Source organism: Oceanobacillus sojae, from assembly GCF_900162665.1.
Taxonomy (GTDB): Bacteria; Bacillota; Bacilli; order Bacillales; family Amphibacillaceae; genus Oceanobacillus; species Oceanobacillus sojae_A.
Genome location: NZ_LT727813.1, coordinates 905,669 through 929,097, shown reverse-complemented (window position 1 = coordinate 929,097; position 23,429 = coordinate 905,669). Strand labels below are relative to the sequence as shown.

Genomic DNA, 23,429 nt, shown 5'->3' with positions numbered 1-23,429 from the left:
TACAATCCCTATGATAACTATACCATTAATTTTGCATGTTGGAAAATTATATTGGTTCAAAAAAATAACGGTATCTTTTACGGAATAGAAATTTTGGTACATTATTCGTTTGAAAAAATTCCTTTTTTTGGTACCGTGTGAATATATGATGAAAAAATTGAAAAAATAACCACTTGTCAATTAATTTACATTAAACTTTCATAGTGTTATCATATTCAATATTCGACTTTTACGCATGGAAATAAACAGGAGAAGCAGTACCACCTGACGAGCCAAAAGCAAGTATGCGAAAAAGGTTTTATTTTCAAAGCAGGAATTAGAAATCCATTTGAAAATAGAAGCAGTGCAATTTAAGAAAACAGTGTCATTCCTGCATGACATAAATATTTATATATGTTTATTTTTTAAAGTTGATTTTATTTCATTTTAGCATTTGCTTATATGGTCATCAATCAAGGGTACCTCTTCTATTTGGCAGTTTTACGATTTCAGTAAACGAAAACCAGACGGTGAGGTATTTTTTAATTGTTAGAATATTTATTTAAGCGTATCAATTTTTCTACTTTGGTGCTGGAATAATATTTGGAACCATACTATGAATTGCGAAGGGTGAATCAATTTAAATAGAAAGGGACAGGAAATATTATGACAATAAAAAATTCAGAAGATATCCTTAAAAGTATTCCGCAAAAAGGCTTTTTCGGACACCCTAAAGGTTTGTTTACATTATTCTTCACAGAGTTTTGGGAGAGATTTTCATACTATGGTATGAGAGCAATCTTACTTTACTATATGTATTATGCAATAAAAGATGGCGGGCTGAATCTGGATAAAGGAACAGCTGCTTCCATCATGGCTATTTACGGCTCACTTGTATATATGTCAGGAATTATCGGCGGCTGGATTGCTGACCGTCTGCTTGGAACAAAGAGAACTGTCTTCTATGGCGGAATATTGATTATGGCAGGTCATATTGCCTTATCCTTTCCGGGAGGAGTCACAGCTCTGTTTGTATCGATGGGCTTAATTGTTATTGGTACTGGGCTGTTAAAACCGAATGTATCCAATATTGTCGGAGATTTATATGATAAAGAAGATCCGCGTACCGACGCCGGTTTCAGTATATTCTATATGGGAATTAACCTTGGTGGTTTAATTGCACCATTTATTGTCGGAACACTCGGGCAAAAATATAATTTCCATCTTGGATTTGGGGTAGCGGCACTAGGTATGCTTGTTGGGCTGATTATATTCTTAGCTACCAGAAAGAAATATTTAGGGATTGCCGGTTCTTATGTGCCAAATCCGTTATCACCGGAAGAAAAGAAATCTGTAATTCTAAAATTTGGAATCAGTGCAATAGTAATTGTTATTGTTGGTGCTATTCTAATTTCTAACGGTATTTTAACTATTGATGGATTTATCATGTTAGTGAGTATACTAGGGATAATTATTCCTATTCTTTACTTTTTAGTGATGTATTTCAGTAAGAAAACAACCAGTCAGGAACAAAAGAGTTTACTTGCTTATATTCCACTATTCCTTGCAGCAATGGTATTTTGGGCAATTCAGGAGCAAGGGGCAGTTATCCTGGCGCAATATGCAGATGAACGGACCAGATTATCATTTGCCGGTTTTTCCCTGCAATCATCCTGGTTCCAATCATTCAACCCATTATTTATTGTATTGTTAGCACCTGTATTTGCAGCGCTGTGGATGAAGCTTGGCAAAAGGCAGCCGTCCACACACAAAAAATTCTCATTAGGCTTGGTTTTTGCCGGTCTTTCTTTCTTGATTATGATCATTCCAGCAATTTACGCAGGACCTGATGCACTTGTCAGTCCAATTTGGCTGGTACTCAGCTTCTTAATTGTGGTATTTGGTGAATTATGCTTATCACCAGTTGGTTTAGCAGCCACAACAAGAATGGCTCCTGCGGCATTCTCTGCACAGACAATGAGTCTATGGTTCTTATCCAATGCTTCAGCACAGGCCATAAACGCGCAAATCGTTAAACTATATAGTCCGGAAACAGAGATTATGTACTTTGGAATTATTGGCGGAATTGCTGTATTGCTGGGTGTTGTTCTATTCTTATTCTCCTCTTTCTATAAAAAGAAAGTGTAATATGAATGGAGCATATCTTAAAATCGTCTAAGCGAGATTCGATAGCTCTTCAAGAAGACAGATTCACTATATATTTCTTAAAAACCCGTTTCAGCTTATCAGGTCTGGAACGGGTTTTTGAGGTTAAAGAACAGCGTTGTGCTAATTAAAAATGGAATAAACGTAAACGGAATGATCCTTATCGCTATATTTGACAGAGCATCCTTTTTAAAGTAAAACAAAGAATAACTTGAATACTTTTGCTTAACCTTTATTTAAAAGAGGTCATAGATTCATTCATGATTTACGAAAGAGGTGTACATATGTCGGTATACATCATGCCAATACAGACAGCTGTTATCATGTTTCTTCTGCTGTCCATATTTCTCACAATCCCCTGGCTGATTTATGTATATAGAAAATATGGTTTTTTAAGTATTTGGGCTTCTATCGTAGCCTTTTCTTTTATTTTTTATCTGCTATCGGCTTTATTTTTAGTACTTCTGCCTTTGCCGGATACTCGAAATACCTGTGCTTTGCAGCCGTCTGACACAGTGCATTATTCACTGGCACCATTTTCTTTTATCACAGATACCATAAACAGCAGTAAAATTATTTGGACACAGCCTGTGACCTATATGCAGATACTTAAACAGAGTGCATTTTTACAAGCAGCTTTTAATATCCTGTTACTCCTGCCATTTGGCGTTTATCTAAGATACTTTTTGCAGAATAAACGCTATTGGAAGCGTGCATTAGGGTTGGGGGTTGGTCTGTCTCTGTTCTTTGAGATTACACAGGTAACAGGCATTTACGGGATATATAATTGTCCTTACCGTATATTTGATGTGGATGATCTGATTTTAAATAGTGCTGGGGCGTTATTCGGATTTCTTATTGCTCCAATGATACTGGCTTTATTCCCGTCTAAAAAGAATCTTCTTGCTAAGAGGGATAAAATACAGGAGAGTCAAGTTGTTCGTCCATTAGCCCAACTTTTAGCAGTTTTCATTGATTTTATGCTGGTTCATGTCAGCTGGAATATGACATTAGGACTTTTTACATCAAATGAAATGATAGAATTTATTTATAAAACAGCAGGCTTTTTTGTTGTTTACTTTATTGTCCCGCTTGTATGGGACGGGAGAACAGCAGGAACGGGTATCCTGCGTTTTGAACTTACTGACTCAGAGGGTGACGTACCTAAATGGCAGGCTATGTTGAAAAGGATGGTTGCCCTTTATGTCCCGTGGATATTATCCGCATTTTTAAATATATTGACAGCAATTGAACCGGATATGGATTCAGAGCTGTATGTTTATCATGTATGGCTTACAATGGCTGTGTTCGGCTTTCTCATTATAATGTGGATTGTTTTATTTATTCATGCTGCTTTCGTTATTTTTAAAAAAGGAAAGCGTACTTTTTATTTTGATTACGCTTCTGGTATAACACCGAGAAAAGACATGGATGAAGGACTCAAATAGCAGGCTGAGAAAATGAAATTAACCAGCCTGGCTAAAGCTTTCTATCAAAAAAACGAAACTCTATGGGGTTTCGTTTTTTTTGATGTAAAAGAGAGAAAAATAGCAATGCGAATCCTGTGACAAAAGGTATTTTCTGATAATACAGGACAAATAAATTAATTCTGATATAATAGTAAAAAAGTAATAGTCAATAACTTCTTGTATGTTTAGAAATAGATACAAATAGGGAGTGATTACACATGACTATCATTGCCACTAAATTACATATACCCAGACATCGATTACCCCTTGTAGAGCGCGTACGTCTTTTTCAACGTTTAGATAAAGGGGTGAATCATGAACTTACCTTGATTGTAGCACCTGCCGGCTATGGAAAAACAACATTGCTCAGTGAGTGGGCGAGAACGCTCAGTCAACCTGTTGCCTGGGTGTCATTTGACCAGAGAGATAATGACCCTGTCCGTTTCAGGGAGCATACAATTGCGGCACTGAAGCAGTCCTGCCCAGAATTTGATGAACAAGCTGTACTGCGGCATGCCGCTGAAGATACAGCAGGAGACTCGCTGATTGCTGCACTTATTAACGAATTGCACCGTTTATCAGAGACGCAGATTATCATATGGGACGATTTTCATCTTATTACAGATGCATTGATTCTGAAGGGCGTTTTATATCTGATTGAGCGATTGCCTGCTCATACGCATCTCTATATTGCAAGCCGGACACCACCTGCACTTTCCCTTTCAAAATTACGGGCGAATAATAAGCTGAATGGCTTGGAAGCTGATGATTTACGCTTCAATACAGAAGAAACAACTGATTTTTTTAGAAAGAGCTGTGATATGCAGCTGTCTGTTCAGGAAGCAGCGGCAGTACAAGAACGTACAGAAGGATGGGCAACTGCAATGCGGCTGTCGGTCATGTCGTTGCCGAAACAGGCTGACCCAGAGGCGCTTATCCAGAAAATGAGTGGAATGGATTGTGATATTTCCAATTACTTTTTGGAAGAAGTATTCTCGCTTCAGCCTGAGACAATTCAACAATTTCTAATGCAGACGTCAATCTTAAACCGGATGACAGGAGGGCTTTGCGAGGTTGTCACGGGAAAGATTGAGAGTGAAGTATATTTACAGTTTTTGGATCAAAACAGCCTGTTTCTTGTACCTTTGGATGAGAGGCGGGAATGGTACAGATATCATCATCTCTTTCAGGCATTTTTAATAAGACAGCTGAAATATAGTCAACCGCATGAATGGCAGAGGCTTCATACTACAGCAGGAAAATGGCTGGAGGAAAAAGGATATGCAGATGAGGCAATTGACCACTATCTGATGGCAAAGGAATATGAATCTGCACTTTCCCTGCTGGAAGAAATGGCTTCTGGAAAAGCTATCAAGGAATGGACAATGCTTGGTGTCTGGCTGAATGTTATCCCGGATTCGTTTTTGTTTGATAAACCAATGATGCTGCTGACAAAACTTGCTGCTCAATATTTATCAGGACGGACGGAAGCTGCTACCAAAGGATACTGGAAAGCTGTTCACAAGCTGGAGCAGGATGTTCATTCGCTTTCCTCTGAAACAAGTCAGATTCTGCAGGCTGGACTGGCTTTTTTAACTGCATTTCGCACATTTTTGGACCGGGATTTTGAGTTCACCGTGGAATATTCAAAGGAATATGTTGAAAAGCATCCTCCGGGAGATTTGTTCGTAGGTTTTGGCAACGATCGGGTTGGTTATCATCCGCTTTGGGAAATTTATGTATCTGACAATAGTCTCAGATTGGCCGAACAGGTAGTAATTTCACTGCTGGATATTTGGTCTGAAACGAAACATGCCCACTTTGTTGCGCATCTTCATATCGATTTAGGTAAATTACATTATGAGCGTAATCGTTTGAGGGAAGCAGAACGGCATATGCGCTGTGCATATGATATCGGAAAGTCATGCGATAATCGAAGCCTGATAATCATAGCAGAGCTTTGGCTTGCCAGTATAGCGGCAGTGCAGGGAGAATGGGATACTGCAAATAATAAGATACAAAAATTAGAGAAACAAATTATAACAGAAGGGAGTTTGCATTTATCCAAGAGAGTGGTATTGTTTCAGGCAACATTAGCGAAAATACAAGAGGATGAAAAACAGGTCAATCAATGGCTAAAAACAAGCGGCTTAAACTATACGGACGAAATACCGCTCTCTATGTCGAGGGAATACAGTTTATTTGCCACTATTTTGATAGAACGTGGGCAAATGGAAAAAGCGGCTGCTTTAATAGAAAGACTGTTTCAGATCGAAAATAAAATAGGGAGACAAGGTAACAGAATCCGATTGCTTATTTCTCAGAGCAGGATGCTGTCACTACAGGGGAAAATTGCCCAGTCTATGGAGACATTGGAGGAAGCGCTCGCTTTGGCCTATCCGGAAAACTATATTCGCACCTTTGTTGATGAAGGAGCGCCACTGGGAGAATTATTGGATCAATATATTAAGATGCGTCAAAATCAGCATCGTCAACCAGATAAAAAAGTTCCCTTAACCTACGTGAAACGGCTGCATCGTCTTATTTTCCCTTTGGACAAAGGAATGAATAAATCATTTGTGGAAAATAGCTACAAGCCATCGATTACGATAAAGGAAAAATCTGTCCTCGATCTGATGGATAAAGGGTTATCTAATAAAGAAATAGCGGAGGAATTGAATGTTTCTCTATCAACGGTAAAAACACATATTAATAATATTTACAGCAAATTACAGGTTAAAAACCGATTGCAGGCGTTAGAACTTGCCAGAGCATATGAGTTGTTCTGAGGATTACGGGATTATAGTAACTGAAAAAGTCGTTAAATAAGCTGACTTTCCATTAACAAGTCAAACACCTCTCAAACCAAACTATTGAAAACGGCAAAGCAATGTGATAGACTTATCCAAAATCAGAGGTGAACATTATGGATTTTGTCAACACAATATATTCATTCTCACAATTACATCATATCAGATAGCCTTGCTAACCGATTTTAAGTTTTAAAAAAATCGAATTAGGAAGGCTATTATTCATGAAATCGCATTTGAATTAAGTTTAACACTTAACTCAAATGCGATTTTTGTCTATAAAACAGGAGGCCAGGAAAATGAAGAAGATGAATTATCAAAATGTAAAAGGAACACAGGATTATTTACCAGAGTCGGAAAGTATACGAAGAAATATCAGAAGGACATTGGAAGATGTATTTATCCAATACGGCTGTCAGCCTCTGGAAACACCTATCTTAAATTACACGGAGTTACTTGCTTCTAAATATGGTGGCGGTGCGGAAATATTAGAGGAGATGTATACTTTAACGGACAGAGGAGAAAGAGATTTAGCGTTACGGTATGATCTCACTATTCCATTTGCAAAAGTGGCAGCAATGAATCCGACATTGAAAATGCCCTTCAAGCGGTATGAAATTGGCAAGGTATTTCGAGACGGGCCAATAAAAACAGGAAGATTACGGGAATTTACCCAGTGTGATGTGGATATTGTCGGCGTAGATTCACAAATAGCAGAAGCGGAATTAATGATGATGGCACTGGATGCTTTCGATAAACTTAGATTAAAAGTGAACATTCAATATAACAACAGAAAATTATTAACTGGAGTACTTGAACTATTTGGTGTAGAAGAAGCCAATATAAACAAGACGGTGCTGATATTGGATAAGCTAGAAAAAATTGGAGTGAATGCTGTTATAGGCGAACTTAATGAGCTGTGGTTGTCAGGTGAATCGATTCGTTTGGTCAGGAAGTTTTTGACGGATGAAAATAACACTAATTTCAGCTACTTTGAATCACTCTCCGTCCAAAATGAAAAGGTGAAACAAGGGCTGCAGGAGCTGAAAGAGCTAAAGTCGTATCTGGATTATCTTGATATCAGTGAACAGTGTGTATTTAACCCATTTTTAGCACGGGGATTAGAGATATATACAGGTACTGTTTATGAAGTATTCTTAACTGATCAGTTTATTACATCCAGCATAGGAAGCGGCGGAAGATATGATAATGCAATCGGCGGACTGATGGGGACGGATGAAACCTTCTCTACCGTTGGGATCTCTTTTGGACTGGATGTGATTTATACAGCCATGTCTGTAGCCGGTGCAAGCCGAAAATCTGGCAAAGAAATAGATTATTATATTATCCCGTTAGGCACACAAAAAGAAGCTTTATTAGTATCGAAATTCTTAAGAAATAAAGGATACAAAGCAGAGGTGGAGATGGGGAATAAAAAGATAAGTAAAGCGCTGGAAAGAGCAAATAAGGAAAAAATCCGCAATGTGATTATTATCGGAGAAAACGAAGTAAAAAATAATCAGTTCAAGGTGAAGAATATGCTGCTGGGGGAGGAAATCGTGGAGCCGTTCCCGTTTCTTTAAATAAGCTGCCGGTTATAGTATATGTAAATCTATGAGGCAGAAATCTTTTTCAAAATAGATTTCTGCCAGATAGTTTTAATCAAATTATCTCCCTGTTCTGGACCAATCGTATTTTCAACTCTTCTTTACCCCGACGACACGAAGTCTCTTATAATCGGCAACCCACTGACCATTTTGATATAGAGCTTCCTTTAAGTTATTTTCTACTTGTATCATTACGTGCTCCTGTACAGCTGCCGGCTGGTTTTCGAAGATATTTCCACAGAACATTTTCATCCAGTTCCGCAATCCTTTGTCTCCTTCTAAAGGTGTCGGCCGGTCGAAATGCTGGGCAAACGTCACGTTGAATCCGATTTGCTCCATTAAGGTAGTGTACTCGCCTATGCTTGGGAAGTACCAGGGGAATTGCTCCGGTGTATAGGAAATGCCAGCTTGTTTAACCTGGTGGATCATTTCATTTGTAATGATTTGAACATTATCTTTACCCCCAAACTCTGCAACAAATCTCCCGCCGGGCTTCAGGCTGTTATAAATATGTTGAAGTGCTTCCTCAGGCTGCTTTACCCAATGAAGTGTTGCATTTGAGAAGACAGCATCAAAAGTATTTTTGTATTCGAGCTCTAAAACATCCTTTGCCATAAATGTTATATCTGGGTATTTATTATTTGCCTGCTGAACCATATTCTCGGATTTATCTACACCTGTTACATAAGTGCCGTACTGATAGATTTTATTTGCCAGGTCTCCGGTTCCGCAGCCCACATCAAGAATCTGCTCTCCTTCTACAGGGGACAAAAGCTCTAATAAATGACTGCCAAACTTTGATACAAATGAATGATTCCCATCGTATAAATCTGCATTCCAAATATCTTTTACATGATGTTTCATAACTGCTCCTCCTAAAATATAACCCTGGGTTAATTTTGCAAGTGTTAATTGTATTATATTGAATTTAACTTATAATGAAAAATAAAATAATCCATATATTTTAATAACGATTTGTTATTACGATTTGAAAGGAAGAATAAGATGATAAGAGAAGCAACTCCAGAAGATTTAGCAGGCATTTTAGATATATATAATGATGCCATCCTTCATACTACTGCTGTATATACTTATAAACCGCAGACTCTGGCAAACAGGCAGGAATGGTATAAACAAAAAATGGATGCGGGTTATCCAATCCTCGTAAGTGAACAAAATGGCAAAGTGGCAGGATTTGCAACATTTGGTCCTTTTAGAGTCTGGCCTGCTTATAAATATTCTATTGAGCATTCTGTTTATGTAGACAAAGAGTATCGGAAAAAAGGGATTGCCAGCTCTTTAATGAAAGAAATTATTGCTGTAGCCAGAGAAAGAGAATACAAGACAATGGTTGCAGGGGTTGATGCAGCAAATGAGAAGAGCATTGCTATGCATAAAAAATTTGGATTTGTACATGCAGGAACTATAAAGAACGCCGGCTTTAAATTTAACCAATGGAGAGATTTAGCTTTTTATCAATTAGAATTAAATGGGCCGGAGAATCCTACGGAAGAATAAAGGTATTTGCTGTTTGTTAAAAGTGACTTTGATTGAAATGGGAAGTATATCTAGTGACTGGGAAAATGGAATACCTTAAAAAAGACAAAAATAGATATAAAAAAGCTCCATTCAATAAAGAATGAAGCTTTTTTACGTAGTCAGTAATGGAAACCTACTGATATTTTTTGACAATAACATATTCAACAACAGGTAATATGATTATTCCTAAACCTAACGCAGCCAACAAAAATATATTTACCATTCCATTCACTAATTGATCAGCTGCCACAGCGGCCAATATAACAAAGAGCAGAATAAAATAACTTATTTTTGAACTTTTTTCTGTAATTTTTTGCCCCAATTCGTCATCCTGATATATACCGTCTTTTTCCTTTTTATTTCCCCAGGCAGCTACAGAGAAAAACAGCATTAGTGCTATTGAAATTCCAATGATTTCATTGAAGCCAACGTTTTTTCCTGTTAATAATCTATAGATGGTGTATCCTATCATAATCAGAGTAGTAATACCAAATATGATTGCGCCAATTTTTCGGGTGGTCATGAAACATCCTCCTCATTTAAAAATAAACAATCGACTCTAACCTCCAAGATTTTCGCCAGGTTAAAAGCTAATTTTAGACTCGGATCATACTTGTTATTTTCAATTGCATTAATAGTTTGTCTGCTTACATGACATAAATCAGCTAAATCTCCTTGAGAAATCCCTTTCTTCTCTCTACATTCTTTTATTCTATTTTGCATATAAACAGCACCTTCAAATTCAAATCTAATTGTAAAACATATTTTACACTTTTATTGTAAAATAAGATAAAATGGATGTCAAATACCTTTTACAGCATTTTTTAATTGCTATTGTTGATGAATGTATCTGCTGACGAACGACCTGTATATGTTATCCTGAATAAAGCTAGTAATCAGAAGTGAGAGAGTAACTGGAAATAGTGGAATTAAATCTAGATATGGCCTGGATATTTTCCGGGAAAGAAACGAGTGGAATCAATTTCTTTTTAAAGCTTTCCAGCAGTTTATACCTCTCATTTTTTATTAAAAATTTTTGTATCATACTTGCATTGAGTTAAAAAAAGAGTTAAGCTATTTTTGTAATTGATTAATCACTAAATTTGGGCAGGTGCACTAATATGGCAAAATCAACAAAGGAAAATCGTAAGGAAGAGATCCTGGAGGCAGGATTGGAAGTATTTGCAGAAAAAGGCTACTATAATGCAACTACCGCTCAGGTTGCGGAAAAAGCAGCTATCTCTCAGCCTTATGTGTTTAGATTCTTCAAAACAAAAGAAGAATTATTTATCGCCGCATTAGATCGGGCATTTGAAAGGATTCTTCAAACATTTAAAAATGTGGAAGCAAATCCGGATCAGCTTGTTGGAAAAATGATTGAAGCTTATGAGGAGCTGTCCGAGTCACATCCTAATGAGATTGCTGTGCAGGTAATAGGTATTTCTGTAACCGAAAAGCCTATACAGGACATTGCGAAAAAAGGATTATCTCAAATTAGAAGCTATACTTTGGAAAGATTCAAGACTGCCGGAATAAAGGATGCGGAAAGAGAAGCCAGTACGTTTTTGGCAAGAGGAATGCTTTGTAATATATCTTATTTCTTAGACCTTCCTGAGCTGATTGATGAAAAAGAAAATAAGTAATCAATAAAGTTGATTATTTATTTTTTATTAGTTATTTATTGATTAATCACTAACTAAATGGAAGGGAGTTTTGAAAATGAAAAAAGCAATCGTATTAGGAGCCACTGGAGGAACTGGTCAAGTGATTGTTTCGGAACTGTTAAACAGAGGAATAGAAGTCATTGCTTTCGGGCGTTCCCAAAATAAATTGGAAGCATTAATGGCCAGGCACAATCATCATTTGAATCTTACCTATAAGCAGGGAGATATATTTGATTACCAAACAATTGTAGACGCTGCTAAAGATGCAGATGTTATCTTTCAATGTGCGAATGTTAAATATCAGGAAATGGCAGAAAAACTGATGCCATTGGGAGAAAGTGTAATGAAAGCGGCAGACGCTTTGGGAAAAAGAATTGTGATTGTTGATGGGATTTATGTATATGGACATCAGGTAGCGAAAGGAGACGAAAATCATCCTCAAAATCCGCATACGAAAAAGGGTAAACTTAGAGTAGCATTCGAGCAGCTGATATTTAGCGGGAAATGGAAGAGGGCAAAGGCTCTAATTGTCAGATTACCGGATTATTATGGACCAACATCACAAAATTCTTATTTACAGCCTACACTTGATGGGGTGGCTGCAGGTAAAACATCCATTTTTATTGGGAATTTAAAAACACCCCGTGAATATGTTTATTTACCAGATGCGGCTAAAATGATTGTAAATATAGCAGAAAAAGATGATTCCTATGGTGAAAATTGGAATATACCAGGAGCCGGATTGATTTCAGGTAAAGAGATTATCCGAATCGCCCGGAAAGTAACAGGAAACCAGAAGGCTGTTATTCCTTTGACTAAAAATGTTATCCGTCTGCTTGGTTTGTTCGATGAATTCATGAGAGAAATAGTTGAAATCATGTACCTTACCAAAGAAGGATTCGTTTTGAGCGGAGAAAAATATGAAAAAAGAATTGGTGCCATTCCAGCAACTCCTTTTCAAAAAGGTCTTGAAGTAACGCTACAAGCTTTAATAGACAAAAATAATTAATGTCTCGAGGCTTATAATGCCGAAGTAAAATGGTATATTATATAACTGGTAATGCGTCACATATCATGTGACGCATTATTTTTTTGTCTGGAATGATTTTTGTTTTTCACTTTATGAGATCCTGCTAAAGGCTCACCATAAGGCTGCTTTGGACTTTGAGGTAAATCAGGCTGCTCCTGTTGCTTTGGTCCTTTTCGATTTTTGGTCATTTATATCCATCCTCCGTATTTGTAATTATTGCGTATTTGTATTTGCAAAAGTATTCTCATCCTCAATTAAACCACATGCTCCGCATTGTATCCTTCTGTCAGGGCCATTGTAAGCAATATGAAAGACCTCTAATGGATCCTGCTCATAATCGTTTAACACCGCACCCGTATTAGCATCCAATTTGACCGGCTTTGCTACCTGTTCGATGATATTAAAGCGGGAACGGTTTGTTTTACATCTCGGGCATTGGTAAGGCTGGTTCATATATAACACCTCAATTTTTTAATCATTTTGATCGAAGCTTAGCCTTATGTTCTCTGATTTACGCTAATTTATACGGGAATTTTAAATAGAGTCTGTACTACGTGAGTTCATTGTAGACTGTTTCTTTATTTGCGCTACAAAAGGTGTAGTTAATCATTTGTTGACAAATAAAAATAGAGAGGCTATAATTATATTTAATTCAATATAAATGAATTAAACAAAATTGAATTAAAGTTAATTGAAAAGAATAATTATCTTTAAAACGAATCATTGTTCTCATATGGCCCCTGGATTTTCTGAGAATCATCGGCGAAGCTTATAAAGCCTCATGATCCAACCTGATACCTTAGTATGCTGATTTAGCAAAATAAATGGTATTTGGTATAAAAATTAATGAATGAGGCATAAAAAGAGTGATGTCAGATATCGGAGGACAGGGCCTGCGTTGAAAGAGGTGTGCAGCAAATGGGATTTTTAGATAAATTATTTGGAAAATCGAATGAATCAAAGGAGATGGAAAGTATGTCAAATACAAAAGTAGCAGTTATTTTTTACAGTATGGGTGGTACCAACTACCAAATGGCAAAATGGGCAGCAGAAGCAGCTGAAGCTAAAGGTGCTGAAGTAAGAGTATTAAAAGTGCAGGAGCTAGCGCCTGAATCAGTTATTGAAGGAAACCCGGTATGGAAAGCAACTGTTGAAGCAACAAAAGACGTTCCCGTTGCAGCTTCAGAAGATCTTGAGTGGGCAGATGCAATTATTTTCAGCACACCAACACGTTTTGGAAACATGCCTTCGCAAATGAAACAATTCTTAGATATTCAAGGCGGACTTTGGGCGAGCGGAAAAACAGTTAATAAAGTGGTCAGTGCGATGTCTTCTGCACAGAACCCGCATGGTGGTCAGGAAGCAACAATTCTTTCATTATACACAAGCATGATGCACTGGGGAGCTATCATCGTACCACCAGGTTATTCTGATCCAGCTGTATTCGCAGCTGGCGGGAATCCATACGGCACAAGCGTTACTGTGGATCAGGACGGGAAAATGGTTGAAGATGTACAAGCTGCTGTTAAGCATCAGGCTGAGCGTACAGTTACTGCTGCTGAATGGGTTAAAAAAGGAAATCAATAATCAGCTGTATAGAAAAAGGCAGTACCTTTATTAGTAAAGGGTACTGTCTTTTTTATTAGTATTAACAGTTTCTAAGAAATCCCGGTAATAACTTACATAAAAAATGAATCCTTTTTTGGTGCTCTATCGTAATATAGATGCAGCAATAAGAGAGGAAGAGCAGCAAATGGGAATTTTATTAGCAACTTTAATGAGCTTGATATTATATGTGATTGGAGCAGTGGTAGCAGCTGTTGCATCATCCGCACCTACAGGACGGGTGCTGAAATTTGCTTTTGGTTTATTTATTTTTGGATTTATCGTTATGGTCGCTGTCAACTATTTTATGATGCCGGCGATTACTGTTCCGAATATGCTGGTGATTAATTTAATTACAGCTATTATTCTTATACCGGCTTTGGCGGCAATATTAAAGCCAAATAATTTTATGGAGAAAAAGCTATTTATACCATTGTTCAGCATTTTTGGATTAGGACTATTATTATTTATCGCTGTTATCATTACAAGCTTTACAGTATTGGATAACGCTCATAATACGATTACTGTAAAAGAAGAGGCTGAGGCAAAGCCTTTATCAAAGGATGAAACGCCAATTACAGTTGCTCCTGAATTTGCACGTAATAAAATTCAAAAGGCAATGAGTGTTGTGCCGAATGCGCAATTTTATGACCTGGGCAAGTTACAGGTACAGCAGGTGGGGGATGAAATTGTTTATGTTGCTCCTGTTGAATTCGCTGATTTTTGGAAGTTTCTTCGAGGGAAAGAAACAGCCGGATATTTTACGATTTCTGCAACAAATGTAAATGCCCAGCCGACGTTTGAAGAGGAACCTATGGAATATACAAATTCCAGTTATTTTCATAAGTATGTAAAGCGTGTAATCTATAATAAATTTCCGCAGTATATACAAAGTGGAGAGGCACAAATTGAAGTGGATGATGACGGAAAGCCTTGGTATGTGCAAACCATTTATAAACCGATGCACATTACAAATAAACCTAATTTAGATAAGCTTCAGGTTGTAGTGATTGATCCGGTTACCGGAGAAATGAATGCCTATCAGACAGACGATGCTCCAGACTTCATCGAGGGATCTGTAAGCTCCGATATGGCTACGTTAACGAATGATTATTATGGAAAATATGTTCATGGCTGGTTAAACAGCGTTTTCGGCAAGAGAGATGTGAAGCTGCCTAACCAATCTGGCACGGAATCTGGCGTGACACCAATGTTTGATGAGAATGGAGATATGTTTTATTTTACCGATATGACTTCTCCGAAAGAAAATATTGATTCTGCATTAGGTTATACTTTAGTTAATGCACGAACCGGAGAGCTGACCTATTATGGCGGTGAGAAGAACAACGGTATTATGGACAGTGAAGGTGCAAAACAAATCGTTAATAAGGAATTCCCGGAGAAGAAATGGGAAGGCTATATGCCTGTTCTATACAATGTTGACGGGAATCCAACCTGGGTTGTCAATGTACTGGATCCGAATGGATTGCATAAGCAGTATGCCTACATTAAAGCGAATGATTCAGACTTTGTCGTGTTTGGTGATACCGCAAATGCTGCTTTGGACGCCTATCGGATGGCTCTCTTACAGGATCCTGGAAACACGGGAGCTACTGGTGATACTGTCACTGAGACGGTTCAAGGGACCGTCAGCCGTGTGGTGGTGAACTCAACAGAGCAGGGGCAGATTATCCAATTTTTACTTGAAGACGATACAACGATCTATACTGTAAATGCCAGCAAGGCTCCATTGGCAATCTTTCTGGAGCAGGGAGATAATATTGAGGCAGAAGCACAGCTGCTGGATAACGGTACAGCAACCATTGAAGTGATGGAAATTGAAGGATTGACAGAGTAGCAGAAATAAATGTATTGATCCCCTATTGTTAGCAAAAATAGCAATAGGGGATTTTTTTAATGGTTTATTGAGAAATGTTTTTTAACATAATATCAAAATAGTAATTGACTCTTACCTTAGGTAGGAGTCTATTGTTTATTTATGAGGAGGTGAGTTTCCTATGCTGACGGTTAAACAAGTAGCTGATTTAACCGGTATAACAATCAAAACACTTTATCATTATCACAAGATTGGACTGTTAGAGCCGGGAGAAATCACAGAAGCTGGATATCGTTTATATGGAAAAAACGAATTAGAAAAAATACAGCATATTTTGTTCTATCGTGAATTAGATTTTCCATTAGAGTCTATTCAGAAAATATTGTATGAGAAAAAAAGCCGCTACGATATGTTAATGGAACAAAAGAAACTGATAGAAGACAAGAGAGAACGAATGAATCTGATATTAAATACTCTTAACGAAACTATCTATTTTGAGGAGCGTGGGGAAGTAATGGATAACCAAAACATGTTTAAAGGGTTAAATCAAGAACAATGGCAGGAACAGTTGAAAGAGCAAAATGCATATTTGCAGGAAACCTATCAATACGAAATTCCTGTAGACAATATTGAAGCGGAGGAATTAAATGAATCCGCCAGAGAATCGAAAGCGTTTATGGATAAAATGGCTTTTGCTTTAAAAAAGGGATGGGCAGTAAATGATGAACGGGTGAAGCAGCTTATCTCTGAGCATATTAAGTATATCAATGCCAACATTATGAAAGTAGACTCACAAGGGTTTGTTGAATCAACATGGTTTTTTATTACTGATGAATTTCACAAAAATATGTTAGAGCATCAACAAACGGGGTTAGCTTATTATTTGTATGCTGCTTCTGTTAATTACGCAAAGCAAGGCTAGACAAATTATTCATTAGCAGAAAAAAGAGAGACTGTAAAAATAACTTTGAAAATAAAAAATTATGTGTTATTCTTTAATTGTAATTCGAAAATTAAATAGTCAACACTAGGGGAGCCTTTGGCTGAGACGATTATTCGGACCCTTTGAACCTGATCTGGTTAGCACTAGCGTAGGGAAGTGGCAGGAACATGACGATATATAATTCGATCGCTGAATTTTTATATAATCAGGGCCACTTATCCAATGGATGAGTGGTCTTTTTCGTTTCTTCCGCTGATTCTCGGGAAATGAAAGAAAGGAGCAATGGGCATGGGCAGCCAATTACATCTTGTCAGTGATGGGAATTTTTCTAAACAGCATTTGCAAATAATTAAGCGGATTCATAGAGGTATTGATTTTCTGCATATCCGTGAAAAAAAGAAGACTGCAAAAGAAATCCTGGAAATAATCGAGGCATTAGAAAGCATCGAATTTCCATTAGAGAAAGTAGTTGTAAATGACCGGGCTGATATTGCTGTGATGAAACAGTGTGCAGGTGTTCAGCTGGCTTATCACAGTCCTTCCGTGCCGCTTGTGAAAAATTGCTTTTCTACGCTTTTAACAGGGAAATCTGTTCATTCCTTACCGGAAGCAGAACAGGCTCAACGGGAAGGTGCAAATTACTTATTGTATGGCCATATTTACTCCAGCAGGTCCAAGCCGAATCAGCAGCCGAGAGGATTAGCTGACCTTCGGGAAATCACCAATGTATTATCCGTTCCAGTCTATGCTATTGGCGGAATTACTCCTGAGCGGACAAAAGAAGTTATTGCAGCAGGAGCTGCCGGAATCGCTGTAATGTCTGGTATTTGGAAGGCGGATAACCCCGTGCAAACTGTCGAGGCTTACCGGCATGTGTTGGATACTTGGGAAGGTGGGTGAAGGTGAAAAAACAGTTTGATCAAATTATTGTTGGCGGAGGAGTAATTGGCTGTTCTATTGCTTATCAGCTGGCTAAAAGAGGCTATCGTGTGCTGATGATAGAAAGGGGTCAAATCGGATGTGAGGCATCAAGTGCTGCGGCTGGAATGCTGGGTGCTCAAGGAGAATTTACAGAGAAGAGTCCTCTTTTCCGATTTGCACAGGAGAGCAGAGCATTATTTGAAAGTTTATCCGAAGAGCTGCATGAAAAGTCAGGGATTGATATTCAGTATATTCATAAGGGGATTATGAAGCTTGCTTTTCATCAGCACCAGTACAACAGGCTGAAAACAATCGCTGCATTTCAGAGAGAAGAGGATAATCCTGCTTATTTGCTGTCACCAGAAGAAGCAAGAAAGATGGAACCAGGCTTAACAGAGAATCTTCATGCTGTGCTTTATCTGCCCAATGATGGTCAGGTTTCTGCCCGTTATCTTACGGAGGCTTTCTCTCTGGCTGCCTATCATCATGGTACAGTTTTACATGAGCAGGAAAAAGTAATTGGGCTGTTGATAGAAGATGGAGCAGTTCATGGAATCCAGACAACAAAGGAAGCTTATTATGCTGATCAAGTCGTTATTGCAACAGGAGCATTTGGAGATGAACTGCTGCCAGGAGGTTATGGCACTATTCCAGTGAAGGGGGAATGTCTGCTGCTGGAATTGGAAGAGCATTTATTTCAATCTACACTTTGGATGGATGGCTGTTATCTTGTACCGAAGCAAGGAGAAAAAGTGATTGTTGGAGCGTCTTCCATATCCGGCAAAACAGATAATCATGTCCATGCTGCAAGCGTTCACAAGCTATTGTCACGAGCACAGAAAATGGTTCCGCAGCTGGGAGAAGCGATGATAAGCAGTTTTTGGGCGGGAGTCAGACCTGCCACAGCTGATGAAATTCCATACTTGGGAGAGATTCCTGGTGTTGCTGGTTTATATACGGCAAAGGGACATTACCGGAATGGCATACTGCTATCGCCGATCACTGGAATCTATATGGCAGATTTAATAGAGAATAAACCGGTTAATCCATTTTATTACGATAGCTTTAGCTTGAATCGTCAAGGCAATAAACTGGAAAAGGCAGGTGAGTCACAATGAAAATAACAGTGAATGGCAATGGATTAGAAATTCAGGAAGAGGTAAAGCACATCAAGGGTTTAATTGATTTTCTGGAATTGGAAGATAAACCTTTGATCATTGAGCATAATCAGCAAATATTGCAAAAGGAAGAGCATGAAAGAGCAGTACTGGAAAATGGAGACAAGGTTGAGATCGTTCATTTTGTTGGAGGGGGTTAAGCAAATGCTTAAAGTTGGAAACTATCAATTTAAATCTCGTTTATTTTTAGGAACAGGGAAATATCCAGATTTCGATATTCAAAAGCAGGCGGTAGATAAATCAGAGACAGAGGTACTCACCTTTTCTGTAAGAAGGATGAATATTTACGATCCTTCACTGCCGAATTTTTTAGAAAAAATTGATGTAAACAGGTATACTTTTTTACCGAATACAGCAGGGGCAAAGGATGCAAAGGAAGCGGTGCGCATCGCAAAATTAGCTGCTGCTTCGGGACGATGTGATATGGTGAAGGTGGAGATTATTGGCTGTGATAAAACGTTGCTTCCAGATCCCATTGAGACATTAAAAGCTACAAAAGAGCTGGTGGCAGAAGGATTTACCGTGCTTCCTTACACATCAGATGATGTTGTGCTGGCCAAAAAACTGGAGGAAGCAGGTGCGCATGCAGTGATGCCCGGAGCTTCACCAATTGGAAGTGGTCAGGGGATTATCAATCCGTTAAATCTCTCTTTTATTATCGAGCAGTCATCAGTACCTGTTATTGTTGACGCAGGTATCGGATCGCCGGCAGATGCAGCTTATGCCATGGAAATGGGAGCGGATGGCGTTTTATTGAATACAGCAGTTTCTGGAGCGGGTGATCCTGTGAAAATGGCTGAAGCGATGAAATATGCAGTAGAGGCAGGCCGACTCGGGTATGAAGCAGGAAGGATTCCTAAGAAAGACTATGCAGTAGCCAGCAGCCCTGAGGAAGGGATCAGCGTTGGAAACTAATCGTTATCACCGCCAAATATTATTTGCTCCAATTGGGGAAGCCGGTCAGGAAAAACTGATCCGGAGCCATGTGCTGATTGTCGGTGCAGGTGCATTGGGATCAAGCAGTGCTGAAGCGTTGACCCGTGCCGGTGTTGGTCAGCTAACAATAATTGACCGGGATTATGTAGAAGAAAGTAATCTGCAGCGGCAGCAGCTGTTTAGTGAAGCGGACGTGGAGCAGAAGATGCCAAAAGCGGTTGCTGCCAAACAGAGGCTTTCTGGAGTGAATAGCCATGTAAAAATAGACGCAATTGTTGGAGATGCTGAGATAGATATACTAAGGCAAATCGTACCTGAGACAGATTTAATCATTGATGCTACCGATAATTTTGAGACAAGACTTTTGCTGAATGATATCGCACAGAAGTATCAGAAGCCCTGGATTTACGGAGCAGTTGTAGCAAGCTACGGAGTTACCTTTACTGTACTTCCTGAAAAAACGCCATGCTTACAATGTCTGCAGGAGTATATTCCTGCTAACGGAGCTACCTGTGACAGTGTCGGTATTATCCAGCCTGTTGTGCAAAAGGTAGTTTCCCAGCAAGTAACAGAGGCGCTGAAGTTATTAACAGGTAATGAAGCAGCTTTATCAGGGAAGCTTATATCCTTTGATCTTTGGAAAAATGAGCATACGGAAATGGAGGCAGCAGCATTACGCAAACCAGATTGCCCATCATGCTCCTCGAAAAGAAGTTATCCAAACTTAGCCTATAATTCCCGGTTGAAAACAGCTGTGCTATGTGGAAGAAATACAGTCCAGCTGCGTCCTAATCGTAAACGAGCAGATTTGGATGAAGTGGCCAAAGAGCTTCAGAAAAATAAACAAATTAAATTGTTTCAAAATCCTTATTTGCTTTCATTTGAAGTGGATTCTTTCCGGATTGTTCTTTTTCAGGACGGAAGAGCATTGGTTCATGGGACAATGGATCAGCTGGAAGCGAAAAATATTTATCACCGATACTTGGGGTGAAGGTACTGAAGTAAGACCACACTAGTATTCTTTTTAGATAAAAACAATTATTATAGTATCCTGGCGTTATTCAACCTTTAGCCTTTATCATCGTCCATGTTTTTACATGGGCGATTTTTTCTTTAAATAACTATAGGATATGTCGTATGTAATTTAAACTAAAAATCTATATACTAAGAAATGAAATTATTAACTTATATGGATATAATAATGAATAAATAAGAAGCAAAAAGGAGAATAGATATGACAATAGAAAATAAAATAGAACTCTCTCAAGAAGAACAGGAAGAATTACTGAACAAATTAAAGGTCCGCTTTGAGAAAAATATAGATCGTCATGAAGACCTTGACTGGAATCAAATTCAAGCAAGGCTGGAAAGTAATCCGGAAAAACTAAGCACTCTATACAAAATGGAAAAAACGGAAGGAGAGCCTGATGTGGTCGGCTATGATAAGGAGAAGGATGAATATATCTTCGTTGACTGCTCTAAAGAAAGCCCTAAAGGACGAAGAAGTATCTGTTATGACCGTGAGGCGCTGGAATCGAGAAAAAAGCATAAGCCGGAAAATAATGCGATAGATATGGCGGCAGAAATGGGTATTGAGATTTTAACAGAAGAACAATACCGGGAGCTTCAGAAGCTGGGAACATTTGATGCAAAAACATCGACCTGGGTGAAGACACCGGATGATATTCGCAAACTTGGCGGAGCGGTCTTTTGCGATTTTCGTTTTGGCCGTGTTTTCTTATATCATAATGGAGCGGATTCTTACTATGGTTCCAGAGGATTCCGGGGCATGTTGAGAGTATAGTTTTTAAGCAGAGACAGAGTATGGAGAATCAAGAATGTATAGAGATTATAAATTCTTGGTTTTTTTATTTGAAAGTATTTTTGAAAATTCAGATATAAGGGGCGCTGAGCATGATGGATACTATTATGGGAAATGTAAGAACAGCAGGAGCTTATGTTTTTTATAATGATCTGTTTGTTTTTCAAGTTGGTCCGACGAAAAAAGGCAATAAACTTGGTGTCGTGCGGTTGGGGGGACATAGAGAAAAAGGAGAAGAAGCTTTAGAGACAGCTGAAAGAGAAGTGATGGAGGAGGCTGCTATGCAAATAACCCCGGTAGACTCTCCGGTCACATACCTTTTGAATAATTGGGATGAAAAAGGAGGTACCGTCCAGCTAAAAGAGCAGATCAATCCCGTTCTGATTAAGGGAAATCAAAAAGAAGGATTTACTGTTATGTATATGTCTTTTGCAGAGAGTAAGCCAATGCCTTCTTCAGAGTCAAAAGGGATTTTAATGCTGTCTCCAAAAGAGATGGAAGTTATTTGTAATCAGACAATAACGTTAAATGAACTGATACAGCAAAAAGGCCGGGCGATATTAACAGAAGGATTTAACAAGGATTTAGTATTAGAGCCTTTTCCACAGCTATTATTCTTATCAAAATTATTAAAGCAGAAGCCCGGCTATCTGAAAACATTACTTCAAAATTGGGAGGAAGATTAACTATGTAAAGGGGAGGATTGACTTTGCGAGTTAACACATGGTGGCTTACTTTAGGAGTTGTTTGGTCAGTTATTTTTGCTGGTATGAGCTTTTATTGGGCAATGGGTGGAATGCTTGGTGTGAGATCTCTAGGGGGAGCGATTTACGAAATGTCATTTGATCCGGAGCCTTCTTTTATTCTGATTGTGTGGCTGACGGGCTTTGCGAAATTATTAGGAGCAGTGTTATTATTACTTCTACCTGTTCCATGGAGAAACGCCGCTATTTCCAAAGTACTTTATTACCTTATAAAAATTGCAGGGGTATTCTTATTTTTATATGGCTTATTAAATTTTATCACTATTTCGCTGAGTGCCTTTGCTATTTTAGATATGAATTTAGAAGTTCATGCAACCTTTTGGAGATTAGTATTTTGGGAGCCATTTTGGATGGCCGGCGGTATTTGTTATTTTTTCTCTGTCAAAAAACAACGTTCTATTTAGGTTTTTGCGCTTAAAAAGGAAAAGATGTTCAATATTCGAAGACGTTTCATATTGGGTTCCCTCAAGAAAACAGGGAGAAGGTGGATCAAAAAAATAAACAACTGAAGGAAGATGGCTATGAAGTAGATCCCCCTATTGAACAAAAAGTGAAGGCGCAGTCCCCTTCAAATTGAAAAGCAATTAGTGGGGGTCAGCCTTCACGGTCTTGGTTTTCGATATAGTTTTTGATTACTTTTAAAGAAGCTCCTCCTGTCGAAAGGATAAGATAGCTTCTACTCCAAAAATAAGGTTTCCAATAATATGGCGCTAAGAATACAGCGAATTCCGTTCGTATATATCTTGAGGATACCGTTTTAAAACGGTTTGTTTTATAATGTGATTATAACACATATATAAGGGAGGGTTGGTTGATGCAACAGACGAAAACGATTAAAAATAAAATAACCTCTCACAGTTCGAAAACCTTCGAACCTACACTTGCTATCTATCGGAAGGCACTATCTTTTCTGGTAGATGTTATCAATACGGAATGGTCTGTTTTAGAAAATTTAAGCACAAAAGAGTTGGTAAACGCTGTAGAAAAATTAACACATCACACCAAAACGAACCCCTGCCCAAAGTATGATTTTGACGCAACATTTTATAAGTTTCCTTCTTATCTTCGAAGGGCTGCCATTTCTAAAGGTTATGGAATTGTGAAAAGTTATCGTTCCAACTATCAAAACTGGTTGGATGAAAAAAGCGAATCAATTGTT

General features: G+C 38.3%; 23 protein-coding genes, 2 pseudogenes and 1 riboswitch. Of the genes and pseudogenes, 19 read left to right on the top strand and 6 right to left on the bottom strand.

The genetic code is table 11. The features are described from left to right. Positions 1–645: 645 nt before the first annotated feature. The 4 genes from BN1068_RS21865 to BN1068_RS21850 all read left to right on the top strand — a co-directional run bounded on the left by BN1068_RS21865 (position 646) and on the right by BN1068_RS21850 (position 8,007). On the top strand, positions 646–2,127 hold the full coding sequence (locus tag BN1068_RS21865; protein ID WP_077604925.1) for a peptide MFS transporter: 1,482 nt from the start codon (positions 646–648) through the stop codon (positions 2,125–2,127). Positions 2,128–2,429: 302 nt separating this feature from the next. Next, positions 2,430–3,593 (top strand): VanZ family protein, encoded by a 1,164-nt coding sequence (locus BN1068_RS21860; protein ID WP_077604924.1) that lies wholly within the window; start codon positions 2,430–2,432, stop codon positions 3,591–3,593. 239 nt (positions 3,594–3,832) lie between these two features. Continuing rightward, the gene (locus tag BN1068_RS21855; RefSeq protein ID WP_077604923.1) at positions 3,833–6,403 is read left to right on the top strand and encodes a winged helix-turn-helix domain-containing protein; all 2,571 of its coding nucleotides are present in this window, start codon (positions 3,833–3,835) and stop codon (positions 6,401–6,403) included. A gap of 320 nt (positions 6,404–6,723) precedes the next feature. Further along, positions 6,724–8,007, top strand: a complete 1,284-nt coding sequence (locus BN1068_RS21850) for a histidine--tRNA ligase (RefSeq protein ID WP_077604922.1) — start codon at positions 6,724–6,726, stop codon at positions 8,005–8,007. Positions 8,008–8,121: 114 nt separating this feature from the next. Here the strand turns inward: BN1068_RS21850 and BN1068_RS21845 are convergent, their stop codons facing one another. Next, the gene (locus tag BN1068_RS21845) at positions 8,122–8,895 is read right to left on the bottom strand and encodes a class I SAM-dependent methyltransferase (protein WP_077604921.1); all 774 of its coding nucleotides are present in this window, start codon (positions 8,893–8,895) and stop codon (positions 8,122–8,124) included. A gap of 141 nt (positions 8,896–9,036) precedes the next feature. Between BN1068_RS21845 and BN1068_RS21840 the strand changes: the two genes are divergently transcribed. Then, positions 9,037–9,549, top strand: coding sequence for a GNAT family N-acetyltransferase (locus BN1068_RS21840; protein WP_077604920.1), 513 nt, complete (start codon positions 9,037–9,039; stop codon positions 9,547–9,549). Between the two features lie 154 nt (positions 9,550–9,703). Here BN1068_RS21840 and BN1068_RS21835 read toward each other — a convergent pair whose 3' ends face one another. Together BN1068_RS21835 and BN1068_RS21830 are read right to left on the bottom strand one after the other, a co-directional pair. After that, the gene (locus BN1068_RS21835; protein WP_077604919.1) at positions 9,704–10,093 is read right to left on the bottom strand and encodes a hypothetical protein; all 390 of its coding nucleotides are present in this window, start codon (positions 10,091–10,093) and stop codon (positions 9,704–9,706) included. Next, positions 10,090–10,293, bottom strand: coding sequence for a helix-turn-helix transcriptional regulator (locus tag BN1068_RS21830; RefSeq protein ID WP_077604918.1), 204 nt, complete (start codon positions 10,291–10,293; stop codon positions 10,090–10,092). The genes BN1068_RS21835 and BN1068_RS21830 overlap by 4 nt, the downstream gene beginning before the upstream one ends. Before the next feature lie 398 nt (positions 10,294–10,691). Here BN1068_RS21830 and BN1068_RS21825 point away from each other — a divergent pair, with 398 nt between their 5' ends. Next, positions 10,692–11,213 carry a TetR/AcrR family transcriptional regulator gene (locus tag BN1068_RS21825; RefSeq protein ID WP_077604917.1) on the top strand — a complete coding sequence of 174 codons (522 nt, stop codon included), beginning with the start codon at positions 10,692–10,694 and terminating at the stop codon, positions 11,211–11,213. A 76-nt stretch (positions 11,214–11,289) separates the two neighbouring features. Next, complete coding sequence (locus BN1068_RS21820; protein WP_077604916.1) at positions 11,290–12,243, top strand: SDR family oxidoreductase; 954 nt, start codon at positions 11,290–11,292, stop codon at positions 12,241–12,243. Between the two features lie 56 nt (positions 12,244–12,299). On the opposite strand, the gene BN1068_RS21815 is transcribed toward BN1068_RS21820, so the two are convergent. Next, positions 12,300–12,452, bottom strand: coding sequence for a small acid-soluble spore protein P (locus BN1068_RS21815; RefSeq protein WP_077604915.1), 153 nt, complete (start codon positions 12,450–12,452; stop codon positions 12,300–12,302). A gap of 25 nt (positions 12,453–12,477) precedes the next feature. Next, entirely contained in the window at positions 12,478–12,717 is a 240-nt protein-coding gene (locus tag BN1068_RS21810) for a DNA alkylation repair protein (RefSeq protein ID WP_077604914.1), read from the bottom strand. A 522-nt stretch (positions 12,718–13,239) separates the two neighbouring features. Between BN1068_RS21810 and wrbA the strand changes: the two genes are divergently transcribed. The 11 genes from wrbA to BN1068_RS21755 all read left to right on the top strand — a co-directional run bounded on the left by wrbA (position 13,240) and on the right by BN1068_RS21755 (position 22,674). Continuing rightward, on the top strand, positions 13,240–13,851 hold the full coding sequence (gene wrbA / locus BN1068_RS21805; protein ID WP_077605198.1) for an NAD(P)H:quinone oxidoreductase type IV: 612 nt from the start codon (positions 13,240–13,242) through the stop codon (positions 13,849–13,851). A 166-nt stretch (positions 13,852–14,017) separates the two neighbouring features. Continuing rightward, positions 14,018–15,727 (top strand): YeiH family protein, encoded by a 1,710-nt coding sequence (locus BN1068_RS21800; protein WP_077604913.1) that lies wholly within the window; start codon positions 14,018–14,020, stop codon positions 15,725–15,727. A gap of 160 nt (positions 15,728–15,887) precedes the next feature. Next, the gene (locus BN1068_RS21795; protein WP_077604912.1) at positions 15,888–16,628 is read left to right on the top strand and encodes a MerR family transcriptional regulator; all 741 of its coding nucleotides are present in this window, start codon (positions 15,888–15,890) and stop codon (positions 16,626–16,628) included. A 97-nt stretch (positions 16,629–16,725) separates the two neighbouring features. Next, positions 16,726–16,821: riboswitch (TPP riboswitch) on the top strand. 116 nt (positions 16,822–16,937) lie between these two features. Next, positions 16,938–17,549, top strand: a complete 612-nt coding sequence (locus tag BN1068_RS21790) for a thiamine phosphate synthase (protein WP_077604911.1) — start codon at positions 16,938–16,940, stop codon at positions 17,547–17,549. Between the two features lie 2 nt (positions 17,550–17,551). Next, a complete protein-coding gene (thiO, locus tag BN1068_RS21785) occupies positions 17,552–18,688 on the top strand; it encodes a glycine oxidase ThiO (RefSeq protein WP_175637226.1) in 1,137 nt (378 codons plus the stop codon). After that, positions 18,685–18,888, top strand: a complete 204-nt coding sequence (gene thiS / locus BN1068_RS21780; protein ID WP_077604909.1) for a sulfur carrier protein ThiS — start codon at positions 18,685–18,687, stop codon at positions 18,886–18,888. The genes thiO and thiS overlap by 4 nt, the downstream gene beginning before the upstream one ends. 4 nt (positions 18,889–18,892) lie before the next feature. After that, entirely contained in the window at positions 18,893–19,663 is a 771-nt protein-coding gene (locus BN1068_RS21775; protein WP_077604908.1) for a thiazole synthase, read from the top strand. Further along, positions 19,653–20,675, top strand: a complete 1,023-nt coding sequence (locus BN1068_RS21770) for a ThiF family adenylyltransferase (RefSeq protein WP_077604907.1) — start codon at positions 19,653–19,655, stop codon at positions 20,673–20,675. The genes BN1068_RS21775 and BN1068_RS21770 overlap by 11 nt, the downstream gene beginning before the upstream one ends. Before the next feature lie 243 nt (positions 20,676–20,918). Next, positions 20,919–21,488 (top strand): DUF4256 domain-containing protein, encoded by a 570-nt coding sequence (locus tag BN1068_RS21765; RefSeq protein ID WP_077604906.1) that lies wholly within the window; start codon positions 20,919–20,921, stop codon positions 21,486–21,488. A gap of 113 nt (positions 21,489–21,601) precedes the next feature. After that, positions 21,602–22,192, top strand: coding sequence for an NUDIX hydrolase (locus BN1068_RS21760; protein ID WP_077605197.1), 591 nt, complete (start codon positions 21,602–21,604; stop codon positions 22,190–22,192). A 23-nt stretch (positions 22,193–22,215) separates the two neighbouring features. Next, complete coding sequence (locus BN1068_RS21755; RefSeq protein ID WP_077604905.1) at positions 22,216–22,674, top strand: DUF3995 domain-containing protein; 459 nt, start codon at positions 22,216–22,218, stop codon at positions 22,672–22,674. Positions 22,675–22,864: 190 nt separating this feature from the next. Here BN1068_RS21755 and BN1068_RS21750 read toward each other — a convergent pair. Continuing rightward, positions 22,865–23,026 (bottom strand): annotated as a pseudogene (locus BN1068_RS21750) (transposase); the annotation flags it as partial. Between the two features lie 58 nt (positions 23,027–23,084). Between BN1068_RS21750 and BN1068_RS23785 the strand changes: the two are divergent. Further along, a pseudogene (locus BN1068_RS23785) lies at positions 23,085–23,429 on the top strand (RNA-guided endonuclease TnpB family protein); the annotation flags it as partial.

Excerpts from the sequence above, each read along its gene's own strand:
- BN1068_RS21865 (WP_077604925.1), top strand. The coding sequence starts at position 646 with ATGACAATAAAAAATTCAGAAGATATCCTTAAAAGTATTCCGCAAAAA.
- BN1068_RS21825 (WP_077604917.1), top strand. The coding sequence starts at position 10,692 with ATGGCAAAATCAACAAAGGAAAATCGTAAGGAAGAGATCCTGGAGGCA.
- BN1068_RS21820 (WP_077604916.1), top strand. The coding sequence starts at position 11,290 with ATGAAAAAAGCAATCGTATTAGGAGCCACTGGAGGAACTGGTCAAGTG.
- BN1068_RS21860 (WP_077604924.1), top strand. The coding sequence starts at position 2,430 with ATGTCGGTATACATCATGCCAATACAGACAGCTGTTATCATGTTTCTT.
- BN1068_RS21835 (WP_077604919.1), bottom strand. The coding sequence starts at position 10,093 with ATGACCACCCGAAAAATTGGCGCAATCATATTTGGTATTACTACTCTG.
- BN1068_RS21775 (WP_077604908.1), top strand. The coding sequence starts at position 18,893 with ATGCTTAAAGTTGGAAACTATCAATTTAAATCTCGTTTATTTTTAGGA.
- thiS (WP_077604909.1), top strand. The coding sequence starts at position 18,685 with ATGAAAATAACAGTGAATGGCAATGGATTAGAAATTCAGGAAGAGGTA.
- BN1068_RS21830 (WP_077604918.1), bottom strand. The coding sequence starts at position 10,293 with ATGCAAAATAGAATAAAAGAATGTAGAGAGAAGAAAGGGATTTCTCAA.
- BN1068_RS21810 (WP_077604914.1), bottom strand. The coding sequence starts at position 12,717 with ATGAACCAGCCTTACCAATGCCCGAGATGTAAAACAAACCGTTCCCGC.
- BN1068_RS21840 (WP_077604920.1), top strand. The coding sequence starts at position 9,037 with ATGATAAGAGAAGCAACTCCAGAAGATTTAGCAGGCATTTTAGATATA.
- BN1068_RS21790 (WP_077604911.1), top strand. The coding sequence starts at position 16,938 with ATGGGCAGCCAATTACATCTTGTCAGTGATGGGAATTTTTCTAAACAG.
- wrbA (WP_077605198.1), top strand. The coding sequence starts at position 13,240 with ATGTCAAATACAAAAGTAGCAGTTATTTTTTACAGTATGGGTGGTACC.
- BN1068_RS21765 (WP_077604906.1), top strand. The coding sequence starts at position 20,919 with ATGACAATAGAAAATAAAATAGAACTCTCTCAAGAAGAACAGGAAGAA.
- BN1068_RS21800 (WP_077604913.1), top strand. The coding sequence starts at position 14,018 with ATGGGAATTTTATTAGCAACTTTAATGAGCTTGATATTATATGTGATT.
- BN1068_RS21795 (WP_077604912.1), top strand. The coding sequence starts at position 15,888 with ATGCTGACGGTTAAACAAGTAGCTGATTTAACCGGTATAACAATCAAA.
- BN1068_RS21845 (WP_077604921.1), bottom strand. The coding sequence starts at position 8,895 with ATGAAACATCATGTAAAAGATATTTGGAATGCAGATTTATACGATGGG.
- BN1068_RS21855 (WP_077604923.1), top strand. The coding sequence starts at position 3,833 with ATGACTATCATTGCCACTAAATTACATATACCCAGACATCGATTACCC.
- BN1068_RS21850 (WP_077604922.1), top strand. The coding sequence starts at position 6,724 with ATGAAGAAGATGAATTATCAAAATGTAAAAGGAACACAGGATTATTTA.
- BN1068_RS21760 (WP_077605197.1), top strand. The coding sequence starts at position 21,602 with ATGGATACTATTATGGGAAATGTAAGAACAGCAGGAGCTTATGTTTTT.
- BN1068_RS21815 (WP_077604915.1), bottom strand. The coding sequence starts at position 12,452 with ATGACCAAAAATCGAAAAGGACCAAAGCAACAGGAGCAGCCTGATTTA.